The sequence below is a fragment of the Hydrogenophaga palleronii genome, from assembly GCF_031457455.1.
Taxonomy (GTDB): domain Bacteria; phylum Pseudomonadota; class Gammaproteobacteria; order Burkholderiales; family Burkholderiaceae_C; genus Hydrogenophaga; species Hydrogenophaga palleronii_A.
The window spans coordinates 396925-415605 of the sequence record NZ_JAVDWU010000001.1; the positions used below are offsets into that span (position 1 = coordinate 396925).

General features: G+C 64.4%; 19 protein-coding genes and 1 tRNA gene. 7 read left to right on the top strand and 13 right to left on the bottom strand.

Annotated features, from left to right (window positions below; genetic code table 11):
- Positions 1 to 5: 5 nt before the first annotated feature.
- Positions 6 to 590, bottom strand: coding sequence for a peroxidase-related enzyme (locus tag J2W49_RS01865; RefSeq protein ID WP_310311017.1), 585 nt, complete (start codon positions 588 to 590; stop codon positions 6 to 8).
- A gap of 81 nt (positions 591 to 671) precedes the next feature.
- Between J2W49_RS01865 and pcaC the strand changes: the two genes are divergently transcribed.
- Both pcaC and J2W49_RS01875 read left to right on the top strand, forming a co-directional pair.
- Positions 672 to 1049, top strand: a complete 378-nt coding sequence (pcaC, locus tag J2W49_RS01870) for a 4-carboxymuconolactone decarboxylase (protein ID WP_310311019.1) — start codon at positions 672 to 674, stop codon at positions 1047 to 1049.
- Positions 1050 to 1190: 141 nt separating this feature from the next.
- The gene (locus J2W49_RS01875) at positions 1191 to 2165 is read left to right on the top strand and encodes a Bug family tripartite tricarboxylate transporter substrate binding protein (RefSeq protein WP_310311022.1); all 975 of its coding nucleotides are present in this window, start codon (positions 1191 to 1193) and stop codon (positions 2163 to 2165) included.
- 3 nt (positions 2166 to 2168) lie between these two features.
- On the opposite strand, the gene J2W49_RS01880 is transcribed toward J2W49_RS01875, so the two are convergent.
- Positions 2169 to 2906 (bottom strand): helix-turn-helix transcriptional regulator, encoded by a 738-nt coding sequence (locus tag J2W49_RS01880; protein ID WP_310311024.1) that lies wholly within the window; start codon positions 2904 to 2906, stop codon positions 2169 to 2171.
- Positions 2907 to 3069: 163 nt separating this feature from the next.
- On the opposite strand from J2W49_RS01880, the gene iaaH reads away from it, so the two are divergent.
- Positions 3070 to 4575: an indoleacetamide hydrolase gene (gene iaaH / locus J2W49_RS01885; RefSeq protein ID WP_310311027.1), complete on the top strand. Its 1506-nt coding sequence runs from the start codon at positions 3070 to 3072 to the stop codon at positions 4573 to 4575.
- 18 nt (positions 4576 to 4593) lie between these two features.
- Here the strand turns inward: iaaH and J2W49_RS01890 are convergent, their stop codons facing one another.
- Positions 4594 to 5166, bottom strand: coding sequence for a LuxR C-terminal-related transcriptional regulator (locus tag J2W49_RS01890; RefSeq protein ID WP_310311030.1), 573 nt, complete (start codon positions 5164 to 5166; stop codon positions 4594 to 4596).
- Positions 5167 to 5237: 71 nt separating this feature from the next.
- Between J2W49_RS01890 and J2W49_RS01895 the strand changes: the two genes are divergently transcribed.
- The 3 genes from J2W49_RS01895 to J2W49_RS01905 all read left to right on the top strand — a co-directional run bounded on the left by J2W49_RS01895 (position 5238) and on the right by J2W49_RS01905 (position 7316).
- Positions 5238 to 5945: a CoA transferase subunit A gene (locus J2W49_RS01895; RefSeq protein WP_310311032.1), complete on the top strand. Its 708-nt coding sequence runs from the start codon at positions 5238 to 5240 to the stop codon at positions 5943 to 5945.
- 2 nt (positions 5946 to 5947) lie between these two features.
- Entirely contained in the window at positions 5948 to 6583 is a 636-nt protein-coding gene (locus J2W49_RS01900) for a 3-oxoacid CoA-transferase subunit B (RefSeq protein WP_310311033.1), read from the top strand.
- Between the two features lie 199 nt (positions 6584 to 6782).
- Positions 6783 to 7316: a hemerythrin domain-containing protein gene (locus tag J2W49_RS01905; RefSeq protein WP_310311036.1), complete on the top strand. Its 534-nt coding sequence runs from the start codon at positions 6783 to 6785 to the stop codon at positions 7314 to 7316.
- Between the two features lie 49 nt (positions 7317 to 7365).
- Here J2W49_RS01905 and J2W49_RS01910 read toward each other — a convergent pair.
- Positions 7366 to 7439: transfer RNA gene (locus J2W49_RS01910), tRNA-Gly, on the bottom strand.
- Positions 7440 to 7570: 131 nt separating this feature from the next.
- Between J2W49_RS01910 and J2W49_RS01915 the strand changes: the two genes are divergently transcribed.
- The gene (locus J2W49_RS01915; protein ID WP_310311039.1) at positions 7571 to 8038 is read left to right on the top strand and encodes a glycine zipper 2TM domain-containing protein; all 468 of its coding nucleotides are present in this window, start codon (positions 7571 to 7573) and stop codon (positions 8036 to 8038) included.
- Positions 8039 to 8222: 184 nt separating this feature from the next.
- On the opposite strand, the gene J2W49_RS01920 is transcribed toward J2W49_RS01915, so the two are convergent.
- The 9 genes from J2W49_RS01920 to gabT all read right to left on the bottom strand — a co-directional run bounded on the left by J2W49_RS01920 (position 8223) and on the right by gabT (position 18610).
- Positions 8223 to 9701 carry an NAD-dependent succinate-semialdehyde dehydrogenase gene (locus J2W49_RS01920; RefSeq protein ID WP_310311041.1) on the bottom strand — a complete coding sequence of 493 codons (1479 nt, stop codon included), beginning with the start codon at positions 9699 to 9701 and terminating at the stop codon, positions 8223 to 8225.
- Between the two features lie 59 nt (positions 9702 to 9760).
- Positions 9761 to 10720: an agmatinase gene (gene speB / locus J2W49_RS01925; protein WP_310311043.1), complete on the bottom strand. Its 960-nt coding sequence runs from the start codon at positions 10718 to 10720 to the stop codon at positions 9761 to 9763.
- Positions 10721 to 10837: 117 nt separating this feature from the next.
- Positions 10838 to 11686, bottom strand: coding sequence for an isocitrate lyase/PEP mutase family protein (locus tag J2W49_RS01930; protein WP_310311045.1), 849 nt, complete (start codon positions 11684 to 11686; stop codon positions 10838 to 10840).
- A gap of 22 nt (positions 11687 to 11708) precedes the next feature.
- Complete coding sequence (locus J2W49_RS01935) at positions 11709 to 12527, bottom strand: ABC transporter permease (RefSeq protein ID WP_310311048.1); 819 nt, start codon at positions 12525 to 12527, stop codon at positions 11709 to 11711.
- A 101-nt stretch (positions 12528 to 12628) separates the two neighbouring features.
- A complete protein-coding gene (locus tag J2W49_RS01940) occupies positions 12629 to 13789 on the bottom strand; it encodes an ABC transporter permease (RefSeq protein ID WP_405000966.1) in 1161 nt (386 codons plus the stop codon).
- Positions 13790 to 13935: 146 nt separating this feature from the next.
- Positions 13936 to 14967: an ABC transporter substrate-binding protein gene (locus J2W49_RS01945; RefSeq protein WP_310311051.1), complete on the bottom strand. Its 1032-nt coding sequence runs from the start codon at positions 14965 to 14967 to the stop codon at positions 13936 to 13938.
- Positions 14968 to 15013: 46 nt separating this feature from the next.
- Positions 15014 to 16096: an ABC transporter ATP-binding protein gene (locus tag J2W49_RS01950; RefSeq protein ID WP_310311054.1), complete on the bottom strand. Its 1083-nt coding sequence runs from the start codon at positions 16094 to 16096 to the stop codon at positions 15014 to 15016.
- A 37-nt stretch (positions 16097 to 16133) separates the two neighbouring features.
- Positions 16134 to 17315, bottom strand: coding sequence for a CaiB/BaiF CoA transferase family protein (locus J2W49_RS01955; protein WP_310311056.1), 1182 nt, complete (start codon positions 17313 to 17315; stop codon positions 16134 to 16136).
- Positions 17312 to 18610 (bottom strand): 4-aminobutyrate--2-oxoglutarate transaminase, encoded by a 1299-nt coding sequence (gene gabT / locus J2W49_RS01960; protein WP_310311059.1) that lies wholly within the window; start codon positions 18608 to 18610, stop codon positions 17312 to 17314. The genes J2W49_RS01955 and gabT overlap by 4 nt, the downstream gene beginning before the upstream one ends.
- Positions 18611 to 18681: the final 71 nt, after the last annotated feature.

The window sequence follows — 18681 nt, forward strand, 5'->3', positions numbered from 1 at the left end:
AGGGATCAGGCCGCTTTGGCCTTGGGCAGCCGACCCATCAGGTAGAACTCGGGGTTGGGGGTCATGCCGCTGAAGCTGGCCATGCGATTCGACAAACCAAAAAATGCGGTGATGGCCGCGATGTCCCAGGCGTCTTCGTCGTTGAAGCCGTGCGCGTGCAGGGCTTCAAAGTCGGCGTCTTCGATCTCGTGCGATTCCAGGCACACCTTCATGGCGAAGTCGAGCATGGCGCGCTGGCGCGGGGAAATGTCTGCCTTGCGGTGGTTGACAGCCACCTGGTCGGCCACCAGCGGTTTTTTCTCGTAGATGCGCAGAATGGCGCCGTGGGCCACCACGCAGTACAGGCAATGGTTGGCTGCGCTGGTGGTGGTCACGATCATCTCGCGGTCACCCTTGCTGAGGCCGGAGTCTTCCTTGAGCATCAGCGCATCGTGGTAAGCGAAGAAGGCGCGCCATTCCGCCGGGCGACGTGCCAGCGCCAGGAACACGTTCGGCACGAATCCCGCCTTTTCCTGCACCTCCATCACTTTGCTCTTGATGTCCTCGGGCAGGCTGTTCAGGTCGGGCAGGGGATAGCGTGGCGTGCTCATGGGTGTCTCCGTCATGGGTGTGAGGTATCGGTGCCAAAGTTTATCCTTGCAGTCCTCTTCACAACGTCAACCGGAGCACACATGCAGGACGAGCAGTACCAGCGGGGCCTGGCCACCCGCAGAGAGGTCATGGGCGATGAGTTTGTCGACCGCGCGCTGGGCAGCGTCACGCCCTTCACCCAACCCATACAGGATCACATTTCGCGTGCCGCCTGGGGCGATGTGTGGCAGCGCGACGGCCTGGACCGCAAGACGCGCAGCCTGATCACCGTGGCCATGCTCACCGCGCTGGGCAAGCAGCATGAGCTCAAGGGGCATCTGCGTGGCGCGCTCAACAACGGGGCCACACCAAAGGAGCTGCAGGAGGTGTTGCTGCACGCGGCCGTGTATTGCGGCATTCCCACCGCGGTGGAGGCCTTTCGCACCGCCAGCGACGTGGTGGGCAGTGGCGACATCTGATCGCAGCGGTCGACGCAGTACCCAGGTGCCTTTCTTGCTGGCATTTCTGCACCGAAACCGGCCTGTGTGAAGGGGCCAGGTCACCCCGTGGCGAACCACGAGGCCGCCGTCTTCCGCTTTCAACCCATCAAGGATTTGTTCATGTCCACATCCCGTAGAACCCTGATTGGCCATGCGCTCGCGCTGGCCCTGGGAGCATCGCTGTTCGCTTCGCCGCTGCTGGCCCAGACGCCCACCCGCATCCTGGTCGGGTTTCCGGCCGGGGGCGGTACCGATGCCATTGCCCGCATCCTGGGTGAGCGCCTCAAGGACGAACTCGGTGCCCCGGTGATCGTGGAAAACAAGGCCGGTGCTGGCGGCCAGATCGCTGCACATGCGCTCAAGGCGGCAACGCCAGACGGGCACACCCTTTTTCTGAGCCATGACCACAGCATCACCATCCTGCCGCTGGTGATGAAGAACCCCGGCTATGACTCAGCCAAAGACTTCGTGCCAGTGGCCGGATTTGCCACCTTCGTCAACGCCATTGCGCTCTCGGGCGGCACGCCCGCCACCAGCTTCAGCACCTATGTGGACTGGGTGCGGCAGCAAGGCGGCAAGGGTGCGGTGGGCATTCCCGCGCCCGCATCGGTACCGCAGTTCCTGGTGCAGGAGGTGGCACGCAAGAACGGCCTGGACCTGGTGGCAGCGCCATACCGCGGCAGCGCGCCCATGATGGCCGACATGCTGGGCAACCAGATCGCCGCCGGCGTGGCGTCCATTCCGGACTTCATTGAAAACCACAAGGCCGGCAAGCTGCGCGTGGTGGCCGTCATGGGCACCCAGCGCCAAGCCGCCATGCCCGAGGTGCCCACCTTCGCCGAACTGGGTCTGGCCGGGTTTGAAGAGATGCCGTACTATGGCCTGTTTGCGCCCGCCGGCACACCCCAGGCCACGCTCGACCGGCTGGCCGCTGCCGTTCAGAAGGCGATCGCCCAGCCCGACGTGCGCGACAAACTCACCGCCATGGGCCTGACCGTTGGCTACATGAGTGGCAAAGAACTCGGTGCGCGCGAGCAGGCTTACGGCAAGGTCTGGGCCAAAATCATCAAAGACAGCGGCTTCCAGCCGCAGTGAGTTTCAAAGGTTCACCGCCAGGCGCGCCAGTGCAGCCCGGCGGTGAACCCCCACCTTTTCAAACACCCGCTGCAGGTAGGTGCGCACGCTGGGCAGGGCGATGCCCAGTTCTCGTGCGATCTCCTTGTCGGTCAGGCCTCGTCCCACGCAGCGCGCCACGGCAGTTTCGCGGGGGCTCAGCAGGGCCATGGCCCTCTCGCTTGCATCGATGTCCGGTCGGCGCGCATCGCGTGCGCGGCGCAGTGCGGCAGCGAAGGCCGGCTCGATGAACTGCAGCAGCGATCGATCGTGCCCTGAAAAGTCGCGACCAGAGCGCCCGCGCCAGATGCGCAGGTCACCCAGGGCCTGCGCACCGTCGAAAGCGTGGAGGTTGATCCCCCAATGCAGGCCGTCGCGGCTGAGGAAGTCGTTGAAGAACTCACAGCGCAACAATTCACCACGGGGCATCACCTCGCTCACCAGCGTGGCACGGCGGCGTTGTTGCAGACGAAAGGTGATCGGATCGCGGTACTGGTACCAGGTCTCGTAGCGACTGAGGTTGCCTGGGTCCATGTTGATGGACACACCATGATCAAAACGGCCCGTGGCTTCGTCCCATACGTAGGAGGCGAAATGATCCGCGCGGAACAGGTGCAGCAATTGCCCACCCAGACGGGCGCGGATGTCGTGTTCGTTCAGGTCCTGGGCCAGCAGTGCGAAGCACGTTGCCAGCTGACCTTGTGCGGTGGGACTCAATTGCATGGCGGCAGGCTACCCCGGTCAAGGGAAGCGGTCAATCCGGATTGGGGAGCGGTTCGCATGATCAGCAAGTCGTGTGCCTGTGTCGTGTCATCCTTCTTCACGACAGACATCACATACAAGGGCGCGCAACATTGGGATCCCATTTATTGCCGGAGCCACAGTCATGCGTCAATTCCTTGTTTCCATCTGGGTGGGCCCGCTGGTGCTGGCAGGTTGTGCCGGCACGGGTGGGCCTGTGCCCGACCTCACCTCCCTCACCGCCAGCGAGGCCGCCGCAGCGGTTTGCAGTGGACGCGTGAGCAGTGAAACCCTCACACGCGCCTACCTGGCCCGCGCCAAAGCCCGAACCGCACTCAACGCGTTCGTCACACTGGACGAAGCGGGGGCCTTGACCGCTGCCCGGCAGGCCGATGCCCGCCTCGCCAGTGGCGCCCCCTGCCTGCCACTGCAGGGCGTGCCCGTGGTGGTGAAGGACAACATTGAAGCGGCCGGCCTCCCGACCACGGCGGGCACGCCCGCACTGAAGGGATTCGTGCCCAAGGCCGATGCGCCCGTGCTGCAAAAGCTGCGCGACGCAGGTGCCGTGTTGCTGGGCAAGACCAACATGCACGAACTGGCATTCGGCATTTCCGGGTTCAATGCCAACTTCAATACCGGCCCACAGCCCGGGGTGCGAAACGCCTACGATCCATCAAAAATGTCCGGCGGGTCGTCGTCCGGCACGGCGGTGGCCGTTGGAGCACGCATGGCGCCCGCCGGCCTGGGCACCGACACCGGTGGGTCCGTGCGCCTGCCATGTGCGCTCAACGGCTGCGCGTCCCTCAGGCCCACCATGGGTCGCTACGATCAGACAGGCATCGCCCCCATTTCACACACGCGCGACACCGCAGGACCCATGGCTGTGTCCATGAACGATGTGGCGCTGCTCGACCGCGTGATCGCCGGTGGTGATGCCGTGTCGGCCGCCAATCTGCAGGGCGTGCGCCTGGGTGTGGTGCCCGATTTCATGGCCAATCTCGACGTCGACACCCGGGGCGCCTTTGACGCAGCGATCCAGCGCCTGCAAGCGGCCGGTGTCACCGTGGTCCCCGTGGCCATGCCCAGGCTCATGGAATTCAACGGCTTGGTTGGCTTTCCCGTGGCCATGTTTGAGGCCCACGACGACATGGTGCGCTATCTGCGAGAGCGCGGCACCGGTGTGATCCTGCCGCAGCTCGTTGCGGGCATCACCAGCCCTGACGTCAAGGGCACCTACGAGGCCCTGGTGATGCCCCGCAAGCTGCCCGCGCCGCCGCCGGCCAACCTGGTGGATGCCGAGCCGGCCTACCGTGCCGCACTGGCCACCCACCGCCCGGCGCTCATCCGGCTGTACACAGACACCTTCGCCCTGCACCGCCTCGATGCACTGGTGTTTCCTACCGTGCCTCAGGTAGCACCGGATGCGGGCCCGCAGAGCAGCAGCCTGGAGACCTTTGGCCTGTTCATTCAGAACACCGATCCTGGCAGCAACGCGGGGCTTCCCGGGGTGCAGGTCCCCATCGGCCTGGGCGCTACCAGCCGGCTGCCCGTGGGCATGGAGCTCGATGGCCCCGCCGGCAGCGACCGCCGCCTGATGGCGCTGGGCATGGCCATCGAGCAGTTGCTGGGGCGCGTACCGCCCGGCCGCTGACCACTCCCATCAGCCTCTTCAGCCCGCCAGCAACCGGTGCACCAGATCCGGCGTGCTGTGCGCCTGGTACTTGCGCATCAGCCGCGCCCGGTAAATCTCCACCGTGCGCGGGCTGATGCCCAGCGCTTTTCCGATCTCCTTGCTGGTCAGGCCATCCATCAGAAAGGCGGCCACTTCGCGCTCGCGGGCGGTGAGCTCCGCTTTGACCGTGCGGCGCGAGCTCAGGTCCTCGAAGCTCCAGATGCCGGCTTCGTGCGGGGCTTCGCGCCTGAGCGCACGCCCGGTCACATGGCACCAGAAGGTTTCTCCCTTGAGCCTTCCGTCCACCCGCTTCATGATGCGGTCGTCGGCATAGGTACCGTTGCGCCCGAGCAGCGGCAACATGCGGGCACCCGTGCGCTCGTATTCGTCGGCACTGGGGTACAGGATCTGAAAACTCTGGCCCACCAATTGGTCGCGCGTGGCGCCGAACATCTCGCACAGCGCCTGGTTGCAATCGATCATGGTGCGTTGTCGCGAAAGGGCCAGGCCAATCGGCGCCAGCTCGAAGGCCAGGCGGTAGTCGATATCCAATGGGGCAGGGTTAGTCATTACGGCAAACTACGTATGTCATTACGTAGTATCGTAGCCTTCGTTCCATTTCAATTCTTGGAGGCACCGACGTGAACAAGATTTACCCGAGCGCAGCAGAGGCCCTCAAAGGCGTGGTGGCCGATGGCCAGCTCATGGCCGTGGGCGGCTTTGGCCTTTGCGGCATCCCCGAGGCGCTGATCGACGCCTTGCGCGACAGCGGCGTGAAGAACCTGACCGTGATTTCCAACAACGCGGGTGTCGACGGTTTCGGCCTGGGCAAGCTGCTGGAAACGCGCCAGATCAGCAAGATGATCTCCAGCTACGTGGGCGAGAACAAGGAGTTCGAGCGCCAGTACCTGGCCGGTGAGCTGCAACTCGAATTCACCCCCCAGGGCACGCTGGCCGAAAAGCTGCGCGCTGGTGGCGCCGGCATCCCGGCTTTCTTCACCAAGACCGGCGTGGGCACCCTGGTGGCCGAAGGCAAGGAGCTGCGCGAGTTTGATGGCGAAACCTATGTGATGGAGCGTTCGCTGGTGCCCGAGGTCTCGTTGGTGAAGGCACATCGCGCCGACAAGTCCGGCAACCTGCAGTTCCGCTACACCGCGCGCAACTTCAACCCAGCCGTGGCCATGGCGGGCAAGATCTGTGTGGTCGAGGTGGAGGAAGTCGTTGAAACCGGCGCCATCCATCCGGATCAGATCCATCTGCCCGGCATTTATGTGCACCGCATCGTGCTCAATGCGAATCCCGAAAAACGCATCGAGAAACGCACGATCACAGAGAAAGCAGGAGTCTGAACATGCCCTGGAACCAAGACCAGATGGCGGCCCGCGCCGCCCACGAACTCGAAGACGGCTTCTACGTCAACCTCGGCATCGGCATTCCCACGCTGGTGGCCAACCACACGGGCAACAAGGAAGTCTGGCTGCAGAGTGAAAACGGCATGCTGGGCATTGGCCCCTTCCCGACCGAAGACGAGGTCGATGCCGACCTGATCAACGCCGGCAAGCAGACCGTGACCACCCTGCCGGGCTCCAGCATCTTCGGCAGCCACGACAGCTTTGCCATGATCCGCGGTGGCAAGATCAATCTGTCTATCCTGGGCGCCATGCAGGTCAGTGAGAAGGGCGACCTGGCCAACTGGATGATCCCCGGCAAGATGGTCAAGGGCATGGGCGGCGCCATGGACCTGGTGGCAGGCGTGAAGCGCGTCATCGTGCTCATGGAACATGTGGCCAGGAAGAAAGACGGCACCGAAGACCTGAAGATCCTGCCTGCCTGCACCTTGCCGCTCACCGGCGTGGGTGTGGTCGATCGCATCATCACCGACCTGGGCGTGATGGACGTGACGCCCGAAGGCCTCAAGCTGGTGGAGCTGGCCCCTGGCGTGACACGCGAGTTCATCCAGTCCAAGACCGGCGTCACCTTGATCTGATCGGTCTTCGGGCACCCGTTTGCCGGCGGTTGCAGATTCACCCCCTCCTGGCAGGAGGCAGGGTGCCAGCTGGGTGCGCGGGTAAGACACGGTGCGCCTGCGAGGGGCCCGCAAGCGTGCGAAGCCCGGGCTGCGTGTTTTTTGGCGTGGCGCTGCGGCGCCGCGCCCTCGCTCGAATGGCCGACAAGGAAATGCGGCTTTGTCCTACGAGCCTCCTACTGTCGTCCCGATATCGTCAGGTGCATGCCAACCGATCGATAAGAAGCAGAAGGAGCAACATTTGGACAACATTTTTGAGGCCTTGCGCGAAAGCCACGAAACCCAGCGCAAGCTCTGTCGCCAGCTCGTTCGCATCAAACCGGAGGATGCTCGTGCTCAACAGGTTTTCAGGGCGCTCCGCATTGAACTGGCGGCGCATGCGGCCGCAGAGGAACGCTTTCTCTATGCCCCGATCCTGCTTGACGACATGGGATTGAAGTCGTCTCGCCATGCGCTCGCCGAGCATCACGAGATTGATGAATGTGTGGAGGAGATGGCCAGGGCAAGAGGCCAGCACGACGTCTGGCTGGAACTGGCGAAAAAGCTGTCACACGAGGTGCATCACCATCTTCGAGAGGAAGAACGAAAGTTCTTTCAGATCTCGGGAAAGATTCTGAGCGACGGGCAGAAAAAGCAGTTGGCCACCAAGTACCGCAAGGACCTTGATCGCATGCGCACGGTGGTAGCACCTTGATGCGAGGGCCATTGCATGCAGCGCCCAGCTGGTTCTGAAAAAGCGCCGATGGAGCGGGTGAAGGGAATCGAACCCTCGTATGAAGCTTGGGAAGCTGCCGTTCTGCCATTGAACTACACCCGCTTGAGCGAGTCGGATGATAACGCACTTGCATGGGTTGCCAGTTGAGCGAATGCGTGCAGCAGCCAGAAGCGATGCATGGCCTCTCACGAGGTTGGACAAGTTTTCGTAAACCAGACTTTCAAGGAGCTGAGATGACAACCTATAGACCATTTTCCATTCTGATGGCTGGCGTGCTGGCCGTGGGTTTGGCCGGTTGTGGCGCCACTGGTGGCCCGCGTGAAACTGGCGGGACTGTCATCGGTGGTGTTCTCGGGGGCGCGTTGGGATCGCAAGTGGGCGGCGGCTCGGGGCGCACTGTTGCCACGGTGATCGGCGCCTTGATCGGTGCGAACATCGGCGCCAATGTGGGCCGCTCCATGGATACCACCGACCGCATGCGCACCGCGCAGGCGTTCGAGACGGCACCCACCGGGCAACCAACGCAGTGGGTCAACCCGGATACCCGCAACCAATATCAGGTGACCCCTACGCGCACCTATGAACGAGGCGGGGCGCCGTGCCGCGAATACACCATGCAGGTGATGGTAGGCGGTCGTCCTGACACGGTCTACGGCACCGCCTGCCGTCAGTCCGATGGCTCCTGGCAGGTGATGAACTGATCAGTGCACGAGTTGGGAACCAACTCCGCCTGGAACCAAGCAACTCGGAAGGTTGATCCGCTCCGACTGGAGGGTCCTCATCCAGGGGCGACAAGGGTCCGGCTTCGCCGGCCCGAGACGCCGTCCCCCTCCAAGCCGAAGGCGCAAGTGAGGGGGAAGACGCGTCAGCGGCGCAGGGGGTGTCTTACTTCTGAATATCGCCCAGGCAGAGGTACTTGATCTCCACGTAGTCGTCCATGCCGTGGTGTGAGCCTTCCCGGCCCAAGCCGGACTGCTTCACGCCGCCGAAGGGCACGTGCTCGGTCGCCAGAATGCCGACGTTGATGCCCACCATGCCGTATTCCAGTGCCTCTGCCACGCGGTAGATGCGGCCGATGTCGCGGCTGTAGAAATAGCTGGCCAGGCCGAATTCGGTGTTGTTGGCGGCGTCGACGGCTTCTTGCTCGGTCTTGAACTTGAACACCGGAGCAAATGGGCCGAAGGTTTCTTCTCTGGCGCACAACATGTCGGCCGTGGCGTCGGCCACCACGGTGGGCTCAAAGAACTGGCCTTCGAGCCGCTTGCCGCCCGCCACCACGCGCGCGCCTTTAGCCACGGCGTCGTCCACGTGGCGCTGCACTTTCACCAATGCGGCTTCTTCGATCAGTGGGCCTTGGTTCACACCGTCTTCAAAGCCGTTGCCCACCTTGGCCGTCTTCACCTTGGCGGCGAACTTGGTGACGAACTCGTCGTACACGCCCTCTTGCACATACAGCCGGTTGGAACACACGCAGGTCTGGCCGGCGTTGCGGTACTTGCTGGCAAAGGCGCCTTCCACGGCGGAGTCGATGTCGGCGTCGTTGAACACGATGAAAGGCGCATTGCCGCCGAGTTCGAGCGACATCTTCTTCACCGTGGGCGCGCTTTGCGCCATCAGGATGCGGCCCACTTCGGTGGAGCCGGTGAAGCTGATGTGGCGCACCACATCGCTGGCGCAGAGCACCTTGCCCACGGCGATGGAGTTCTGGTCGTCGGCCGTGATCATGTTGAGCACACCGGCCGGGATGCCGGCACGGATCGCCAGCTCGGCGGCGGCTAGCGCGGTCAGCGGCGTGAGTTCGGCGGGCTTGATGATCACCGGGCAACCAGCAGCCAGTGCGGGCGCGACCTTGCGCGTGATCATGGCCAGCGGGAAGTTCCAGGGCGTGATCGCGGCGCAGACGCCAATGGGCTGCTTGAGCACCATCAGGCGGCGGTTGTTGTCGAACTGGGGGAGGGTCTCGCCGTTGACGCGCTTGGCTTCTTCTGCAAACCATTCCACGAAGCTCGCACCGTAGACCACTTCGCCTTTGGCTTCGGGCAGGGGCTTGCCCTGTTCGGCGGTCATGATGCGGCCCAGGTCGTCCTGGTTGGCCATGAGCAGGTCGTACCACTTGCGCAGGATGATGCTGCGTTCCTTGGCGGTCTTGTTTTTCCAGAGGGGCCAGGCGGCATTGGCCGCAGCGATGGCTTTTTCCGCATCGGCCGGGCCGAGGTTCGCCACGTCGGCGAGCTTCTGACCGGTGGCGGGGTCGAGTACATCAAAGCGGCTGGCACCTTTGACCCATTCACCATTGATCAGGGCGTCGGTCTTGAGCAGGGTGGGGTCGTTCAGCAGGGCCAGGGGGGAGGTCTTCATGTCCATGGTTGTCTCGTTCGGTTCGGTAAAAGGAAGAGGTTAGCGCCAAAGCCGGCCGCATGCCGTCACCGGTATTTCACCCCTGGGAGCACGCAGAGCATTTCAAACAGCAGGTTGGCGCCCAGCAAGGCGGTGTTGCCGCTGGTGTCGTAGGCTGGGGACACTTCGACCAGGTCGCAACCGACAAGGTTCAACCCGCGGCAGCCGCGAACGATCTCCAGCGCCTGCGGCACGCTCAAGCCGCCGATCTCGGGAGTGCCGGTGCCGCCGGCGTAGGCTGGGTCGATGCCGTCGATGTCGAAACTGAGGTAGGTGGGGGTGTCCGGGCCGATCTTTTCGCGGATCTGCGCCATCAACGGCGCCAGGCTGGTCCACCAGACTTCGTGTGCCGGTACCACGGTGAAGCCTTGCTGGCGCGGCCAGTCAAAGTCTTCGGCCGAATAACCGCTGCCACGCAAGCCGATCTGCCAGACCTTGTCGCCGATCAACAGACCTTCTTCCACGGCGCAACGGAACGGTGTGCCGTGGGCGATGCGCTCGCCAAACATGTCGGGGTTCACATCGGCGTGCGCGTCCACATGGATCAGCGCCACCGAGCCATGCTTCGCCTTGATCGCGCGCAAGATGGGCAGGGCGATGGTGTGGTCGCCGCCCAGTGTGAGCGGGATGCACCCGGCCTCGATGACCGGGCGGTAGTGCTGCTCGATGATGTCCACCGACTTCAGCAAGTTGTAGGTATTGATCGCCACATCGCCCAGGTCTGCCACCTGCAAGGCGTCGAAGGGCGCGGCGCCGGTGGCCATGTTGTAGGGGCGGATCAGGCACGACTCGGCGCGAATCTCGCGCGGACCAAAGCGCGCGCCAGGGCGGTGGCTGGTACCGATGTCCAGAGGCACGCCAATGAAGCCGGCATTCAGACCCACGGCGGAAGTGGCCACAGGCAGTCGCATCATGCTGGCCATGCCACCAAAGCGCGGCATGGTGTTGCCGCCCAGGGGTTGATTGAGAGGGGTGGGGTGGGTCATGTGCGGTGTCTTCTCATGCTCACGCCGTGGTGCTGCCCTTGGACTGGATGTGGTCGGTCAAGGTGGTGTTGGTATGGAGGGGCATGGTCGAGAGGTTTCGCGGTGAGGGTTTGCCTGTCAGTACGGGCCCTGCCGTCTGGTTTCAACGTCATCCAGGGCAAAGAATTCGCAGAGATCCGCGTCTGGAATCTGCTGTTCCGCGTAGTCGAACCGCCCATGCTCCAGCATGGCGCGAGATGCCCGACGGATCAGGCCCAGGCAGGCCCGTGCGAGGCTGCCTCCGGTGCTGATGCGCCGCACGCCCAGGCCGCGCAGGTCCGCCACCGTCAACGAAGACGAAGCCAGCCCCATCACGACGTTGACCGGCGCAGGCACTTCCGCGACCAGCCGGCCGATATCGTCCGCGGTCGTCAGACCCGGAACAAAGACACAATCCGCGCCAGCCTGCGCGAAGGCCTGGCACCGTTCGATGGCTTGCGCCAGGGCCTGTGTGCCGCCGATCAGGCAGGCGTCCGTCCGGGCGGTGAGTGTGAACCAGGAACTCGCGGAGCGCGCTGCGCGAATGCGGTCAAGGGCCAGCCCAAGGTCGTAAAGGCCGTCCGGACTGTTGGGGCTGGCATCCTCGATATTGCCGCCGACGGCGCCGGCCTGGATGGCCATGGCAACGGTTTGCGCCACATCGTCCGGGCTGGTACCGAAACCCGCTTCCAAGTCGGCGCTGACCGGTACCGACACCGATGAGGCAATGCGGTGCACAGCGTCCATCATCTCGGCGCGACCGATGGCCTGCGCGCCATCCGGAAGTCCGCGCGAATACGCGATGCCTGCACTGGTGGTGCCCAGCGTCGCAAACCCCTGGGCCGACAAGATGCGTGCGCTCCCCGCGTCCCAGGCATTGGGCATCAGGAAGCAGCCGCTGTTTCCATGCAGCGCTCTGAAGGCGACGGCTTTTTCCGCGGTGTTCATGGTTCCTCTCTGGGGCAACGCGTCACTTGCGGCGCCCACGCAGCCATTCCAGCGTCAACATCAACGCCGTGGTGAACAAGGTCAGCAGCGTGGCCACAGCAGCAATCGTGGGTGAGATGTTTTCGCGAATGCCGGTGAACATCTGGCGCGGCAGCGTGACCTGTTCCGGACCGGCCAGGAACAGAGTGACCACGACTTCGTCGAACGAGGTCGCAAACGCGAACAGCGCGCCCGAGATCACACCCGGTGCGATAACGGGCAGTGTGACGCGGAAGAAGGTTTCCAGCGGGCTGGCGCCCAGGCTCAGGCTGGCCTTCACCAGGTTGTGGTTGAAGCCTTGCAGCGTGGCCAGTACGGTGGTCACGACAAACGGGGCGCCCAGAGCGGCATGCACGATAACGAGGCCCAGGTAGGTGTCGTTCAGCCCCCACTTGGCGAAGTACAGGTAGCTGCTCACACCCACCACCACGATGGGCACCACCATGGGTGCGATCAGCAGGCTGGTGATGAAGCCTTTGCCGAAGAACTTCGTGTTCGCCAGGCCCATGGCCGCGAGCGTGCCCAGCACGGTGGCCAGCAGGGTGGCGAGCGGGGCGACGATGAAGCTGTTCTTCGCAGCACGGATCCAGTCGTCGGAATGGAACATCTCGCGGTACCACTGCAGCGACCAGCCTTCAATGGGGTAGGCGAGGAACGAACTGTCGCTGAACGACAGCGGGATGATCACGACCACTGGCAGCAACAGGTAGACGATGACACCGATGCCAACGCCGCGCAGGGCGAACCAGCCCAACTTGTCGAGCAGGGTGTAGTAGGCGGGGAAGACGGGCAGGAGTTTCATGGATGAACGACCCGACGGGCCGCCCCAAGGGTTGTTCGCGCCCCCGTGGGGGGCAGCGAGTACATGCAATGACGAGCGTGGGGGTGCATGTTTCTTTCCTGTTACCCGAGGCTGAGTTCGGCCTTGGAGACCTTGCGGTACAGCGCGTAGAGCACCATGGTGGCGGTCAACAGCACGGCGCCGAGCGCGCAGGCCATTCCCCAGTTGACTTCGACGTTGGTGTACTGCGCCACGTAGTAGCTGAGCATTTGATCGGCCGGTCCGCCGAGCAGGGCGGGCGTCACGTAGTAGCCGATGCAGGTGATGAAGACCAGCAGCCCCCCTGCGGCCACGCCCGGGTAGGTCTGCGGCAAATAGATCCGGAAGAAACCGGCCAGCGGCGTGCTGCCCAGTGAGATGGCGGCGCGCAGGTAGTTGGGTGGCACCGACTTCATGACGCTGTAGAGCGGCAGGATCATGAAGGGCAGCAGGATGTGCACCATGGCGATGATCACGCCCAGGCGGTTGAACAGCAGGGGAATGGGCGCATCGGTCGCGCCGACCCAGATCAGGAAACGGTTGATCAAACCGTTGTTCTGCAGCAGCACGATCCACGCCGCGATGCGCACCAGCACCGAGGTCCAGAACGGCAGCAGCACCAGGATCAGCAGCACGTTGGCCCGGCGGGCGGGGAGCGTGCTGAGCCAGTAGGCGAGCGGGTAGCCCAGGAGCAAGGCTGCTGCAGTGACGATGGCGCTGATCTGGAAAGTGCGGCCCAGGATATCGCTGAAGGCGGCCTCGTCGGCCCCCACGCGCTCAATGTCACCCTGGGCGTTGCGCTTGAAATCGAGCGAGGCAAGCAGGTAGTCCGGTGTCCAGCGGGAGCTGTTCTTGGCGATGGACTGCCAGTAGGGCAGTTCTTCCCAGCGCGCGTCATGTTCAATGAGTTTGCTGCGCGCCTCGTCGGCACTCAGGTTGTCGCCCAGGGGCAGAGCCCGGTAGGTGCCCATGACCAGCGAACGGGCACCAGCCACCTCGCTGTTGAGGCGGCGGGCCAGCGTGCCGGCCTGGGCGGTTTCTTCGATGCTGCCCAGGTCCGCCAGGATGGCGGCGTAGGCGGCGGCCGGCGGCGGGCTGTTGCGATCCCAGTCGACCAGCGCCTGCCCGGTGTGGGGCAGGACGTCGGCCACTTCGGGGTTTTCGACCGCCCGCACCAGCAAGGAACCCAGCGGAACCAAAAAAAACACCAGCAAAAACACCAGCAAGGGCAGGGTAAGTGCCAAGGCGCGCAGTTTCCTGCGCCGCTCAGCGCGGCGCAACTGTGCGGCGAGGGTGCCCCCCGCCAAGGCCTGGCCAGCGTCCCCTGCCGGGGCGGGTCGTTCCAGGGCGACCCCTGCGAACGGCTGAAGATCAGTTCCGCTGGCGCTCATCACTGCGCTGCCCAGGCGGAGAAGCGCTTCTCCAGGGCTTCACCCTGGTCGGCCCAGAAACTGATGCCGAACTGCAGCGCGTCCTTGCTGTTGGCGGCGGACGTGGGCAGCATCCCCAGGACCTTGGCGTCGAGCTTTTCCAGCGCCTTGTTGTTGGTCGGGCCATAGCTGATGTGCTTGGCGTATTCGGCCTGGGCGTCAGGCGAGCTGGCCATGGCAATGAACTTCAGGGCGGCTTCCTTGTTGGGCGTGCCCTTGGGCATGACCCAGTAGTCCAGGTCGTAGATGCCGCCGGTCCAAGTGATCTGGAGGTTCTTGCCTTCGCGCTGGGCGGCGTCGATGCGGCCGTTGTAGGCGGTGGTCATGACCACGTCACCGGCGACCAGGAACTGGGGCGGCTGCGCGCCGGCTTCCCACCACTGGATGTTGGGCTTGAGTTCGGTCAGCTTCTTGAACGCACGCTCGGCGCCCTCCTTGGTGGCGAGCACCTTGTAGACGTCGGCGGTCTTGACGCCGTCGGCCATCAGGGCGAATTCGAGGTTGTAACGGGCGCCCTTGCGCATGCCGCGCTTGCCTGGGAATTTCTTCACGTCCCAGAAGTCGGCCCAGGTGGTAGGCGCGGTCTTGAGCTTGTCGCCGTCATAGGCCATCACGGTGGACCACACGAAGGTGCCCACGCCACATTCGTGTACGGCGGCCTTCTGGAAGTCGGCCTTGTTGCCGACCTTGGCCCAGTCCATCTTCTCGAACAGGCCTTCGTCACAGCCTCGGCTCAGGTCCGGGCTCTCGACTTCGACCACGTCCCAGGTCACTTTCTTGGCCTCGACCATGGCCTTGATCTTGGCCTGTTCGCCGTTGTATTCCACGGCGGTGATCTTGCCGCCACCGGCTTTCTCAAAGGGCTCGAAATAGGCCTTTTTCTGGGCGGCACCATTGGCGCCACCAAAGTTGACGACCGTGAGCTGGCTCTGGGCCATCACGGGCAGGGCGACCATCATGGCCGCAGCCAGGAAAACGGGCTTCAGTTTCATCGGGGTTATCTCCAGGGGTTGAGGAACGGGGAACGGGAAAACTGCTTCAACGGTAAATACGGAGGTGTTCCGGCGGGATGTGCAGGTGGACGGCTTGGCCGGCGTCCATGTGGCCCAGGTGCTGCAGCGGTACCTTGACGCTGATCTCGGGCTGCCCGCTGACCTGGCAGCGCAGGCGCAGGTGGTCGCCGAAATAGATCACGTCGCCGATGGCCGCGCCCAGGCGGTTGTGGGTGGGGTCACTTCCGTTGACCACGGTGATGCGTTCGGGCCGCACGCTGCACTGCACCGCCTCACCAGCTTGTGCCTGGTTGACGTTGACGCCAGTCAGTCGCGTACCGTCGGCGAGCGCCACCTCACAATGTTCGCCCGTGGTCTGTACCACCTGGGCGTCGAGCACCGAGTTGTCGCCCACGAAGCTGGCGACAAAGCGGTTGGACGGTGTTTCGTAGAGCCGGTCGACCTGGTCGATCTGCTGGATCACGCCTTCGCTGAACACCGCCACGCGGTCGGACATGGTGAGCGCTTCCGACTGGTCGTGCGTCACGTAAACAAAGGTCACGCCCAGGCGGCGGTGCAGCGCCTTGAGTTCCAGCTGCATGTGTTCGCGCAGTTGCTTGTCGAGCGCGCCCAGCGGCTCGTCCATCAGCACCAGCTGCGGGTCGAACACCAGCGCGCGGGCCAGCGCCACGCGCTGCTGCTGGCCACCCGAGAGCTGAGCCGGGTAGCGGCTGCCCATGTGGCCCATCTGCACCATGTCGAGCGCGCGCTTCACCTTGGCTTCGACGTCGGCCTTGCCAAGCTTGCGCACAGTCAGCGGATAGGCGATGTTGTCGGCCACCGTCATGTGCGGGAACAGCGCGTAGTTCTGGAACACCATGCCGAAGTTGCGCTTGTGCGGCGGCGTGCGCGTGATGGGCACGCCGTTCAGGCTGATCTCGCCCGAAGTCGGAGACTCAAAGCCCGCCAGCATCATCAACGTGGTGGTCTTGCCCGAGCCCGAGGGGCCAAGCAGCGAGAGAAACTCGCCCTTCTGAATCTCCAAGTTCAGGTCTCGGACCACCAGGGTGTGGCCATCGTAGGTTTTCTGCACACCGGTGAAGGTGACGAGTGCGTTGGGGGTGGTCATGGGCGCGATCGGTTCTGGCGTAAGGACTGGAAGAGGTTCACGACTGGTCATGCAACCATCGTGCCGGGTGGGCGCCGAGGGAGGGGGGCGGCAGATCGGCGACGGGGCGCTGCCCGTCCAGCACCATCGGATTGGCGATCATGGGTGGCACTGTGGCACTTTCGGGTTGTATGCGCAATCCGCGCGCCGCCACGTGGGGATGCGCCATGACTTGAGCAATGTCAAGAATCGGCGAACAAGGCACGCCTGCGGCGCTCAGCAGCCGCACCCATTCGGCGGTGTCGCGCGCCATCGTCCAGCCGGTGAGCAGCGGCACCAGCGTGGCGCGGTGCTCCACCCGCGCCGGGTTGGTGGAAAAGCGCGCGTCGCGCGAGATTTCCGGGTGGTCGCAGGCTTCGCAGAAGCGCGCGAACTGGCCGTCGTTGCCCACAGCCAGCACCATGTGGCCATCGCGCGTGGGGAACACCTGGTAGGGAACGATGTTCGGGTGGGCGTTGCCCATGCGGGTCGGCGTCTGGTTTCCAATCAGCTGATTGGCGGCCTGATTGGCCAGCATGGCGACCTGCACGTCGAACAGGGCCGCGTCGATGTGGCGCCCCTTGCCGGTGCGTCCACGTTCGTGCAGTGCAGCCAGGATGGCGGTGGTGGCATAGACCCCGGTCATCAGGTCGGTCACGGCCACGCCCACTTTCTGCGGTTCGGCGCCCAGGTCGCCGGTGATGCTCATGAGCCCCGCTTCGGCTTGAATCGCAAAGTCGTAGCCGGCCTTGTGCGCCAGCGGGCCGTTTTGCCCATAGCCGGTGATGGAGCAATAGATCAGGCGCGAATTGATGGCTTGCAGGCTGGCGGCGTCGAGCCCGTATTTGGCGAGCTGGCCGACCTTGTAGTTCTCGATCAGCACGTCCGCGTCGCGCACCAGCTCGCGCACCTGCTGGATGCCTTCGACGGTCGCGATGTCGATCGCCACCGAGCGCTTGCCGCGGTTGGCGCAGACGAAGTAGGCTGCCACACGCTCGGCGCCTTCGCCCCACCAAGGCGGGCCCCAGTTGCGCGTGTCGTCGCCCGCACCCGGGCGCTCCACCTTCAGGACTTCGGCGCCGTAGTCGGCCAATAGCTGACCGGCCCAAGGGCCGGCGAGCACGCGCGAGATGTCGAGCACACGCACGCCCGCGAGTGGGCGGGGTGTGCTGGCGCCGTCGGGGGGCTGGTCTGCGCTCATGCCGCGAAAGCGGCTTCGAGCGAGGCAGCAATGATCGCCAGGCCCTCGTCCAGCAAGGCATCGCTGGCAGTCAACGGCACCAGGATACGCACCACGTTGCCGTAGGTGCCGCAGGTCAGGATGATCAGGCCGCGTTTCGTGGCTTCGGCGGCGAGCGCCTTGGTCAGGTCGGCGTCGGGCTGGTGCGGGTCGCCGTTCTTGCAGAGTTCCATGGCCACCATGGCGCCCAGGCCGCGCACGTCGGCGATGCATGTGTGCTTTTTCGCCAGCGCCTGCAGGCTGGCGGTGATGCGCTGGCCCACGTCGCGGCTGCGTTGCAGCAGGTCGTGTTTCTCAAACTCGTCCATCACGGCCAAGGCTGCAGCACACGCCATGGGGCTGCCGGCGTAGGTGCCACCCAGGCCGCCGGCAGCGGGTGCGTCCATCACCTCGGCGCGGCCAACCACGGCAGAAATGGGGAAACCGCCGGCCATGGACTTGGCCAGGGTGATCAGGTCAGGGGCAATGCCGCTTTGCTCGCAGGCGAACCAGGTGCCGGTGCGGCCGGCGCCGGTCTGCACCTCGTCGCAGATCATCAGGATGCCGTGCTGGTCGCACAGGGCACGCAGGCGCTGCATCAGCTCGGGTGGCGCCACGTTGAAGCCGCCTTCTCCCTGCACCGGTTCGATGATGATGGCCGCCACGCGGCGGGCTTCGATGTCGTTCTTGAAGATCTGTTCGACCGAGGCGATCGCGTCATCCACGCTCACGCCGTGCAGCGCGCTGGGGAAGCGGGCGTGGAAGATTTCGCCCGGGAAGGGGCCGAAGCCGGTCTTGTAGGGCGCGACCTTGCCGGTCAGGCCCAGGGTCAGCAGGGTGCGGCCGTGGTAGCCGCCGGTGAAGGCGATCACGCCCGAGCGGCCGTTGTGGGCGCGCGCGATCTTGATGGCGTTCTCCACCGCTTCGGCGCCGGTGGTGAGGAACAGGGTCTTCTTGGCGAAGTCGCCCGGGGCCTTGGCGTTCAGGCGCTCGGCCAGTTCCACGTAGGGCTCGTAGGCCAGCACCTGGAAGCAGGTGTGGGTGTACTGATCGAGCTGGGCCTTCACGGCTTCGATCACGGCCGGGTTGCGGTGACCGGTGTTGAGCACGGCGATGCCACCGGCGAAGTCAATGTAGCGTCGGCCTTCCACGTCCCAGACCTCGGCGTTTTCACCTTTGGCGATGAAGATCTGGTGGCTGTGACCCACACCGCGCGGGATGGCCGCCTGGCGGCGGGCCATGAGCATGGCGTTGGTGGCTTGGGGTTCGCGTTGCATGCAGGGGCTCCGATCATGAAGAAATTTCAGATTGGGGCGGACTGTAGGCCGCATGGGCCGCAGCTAACATA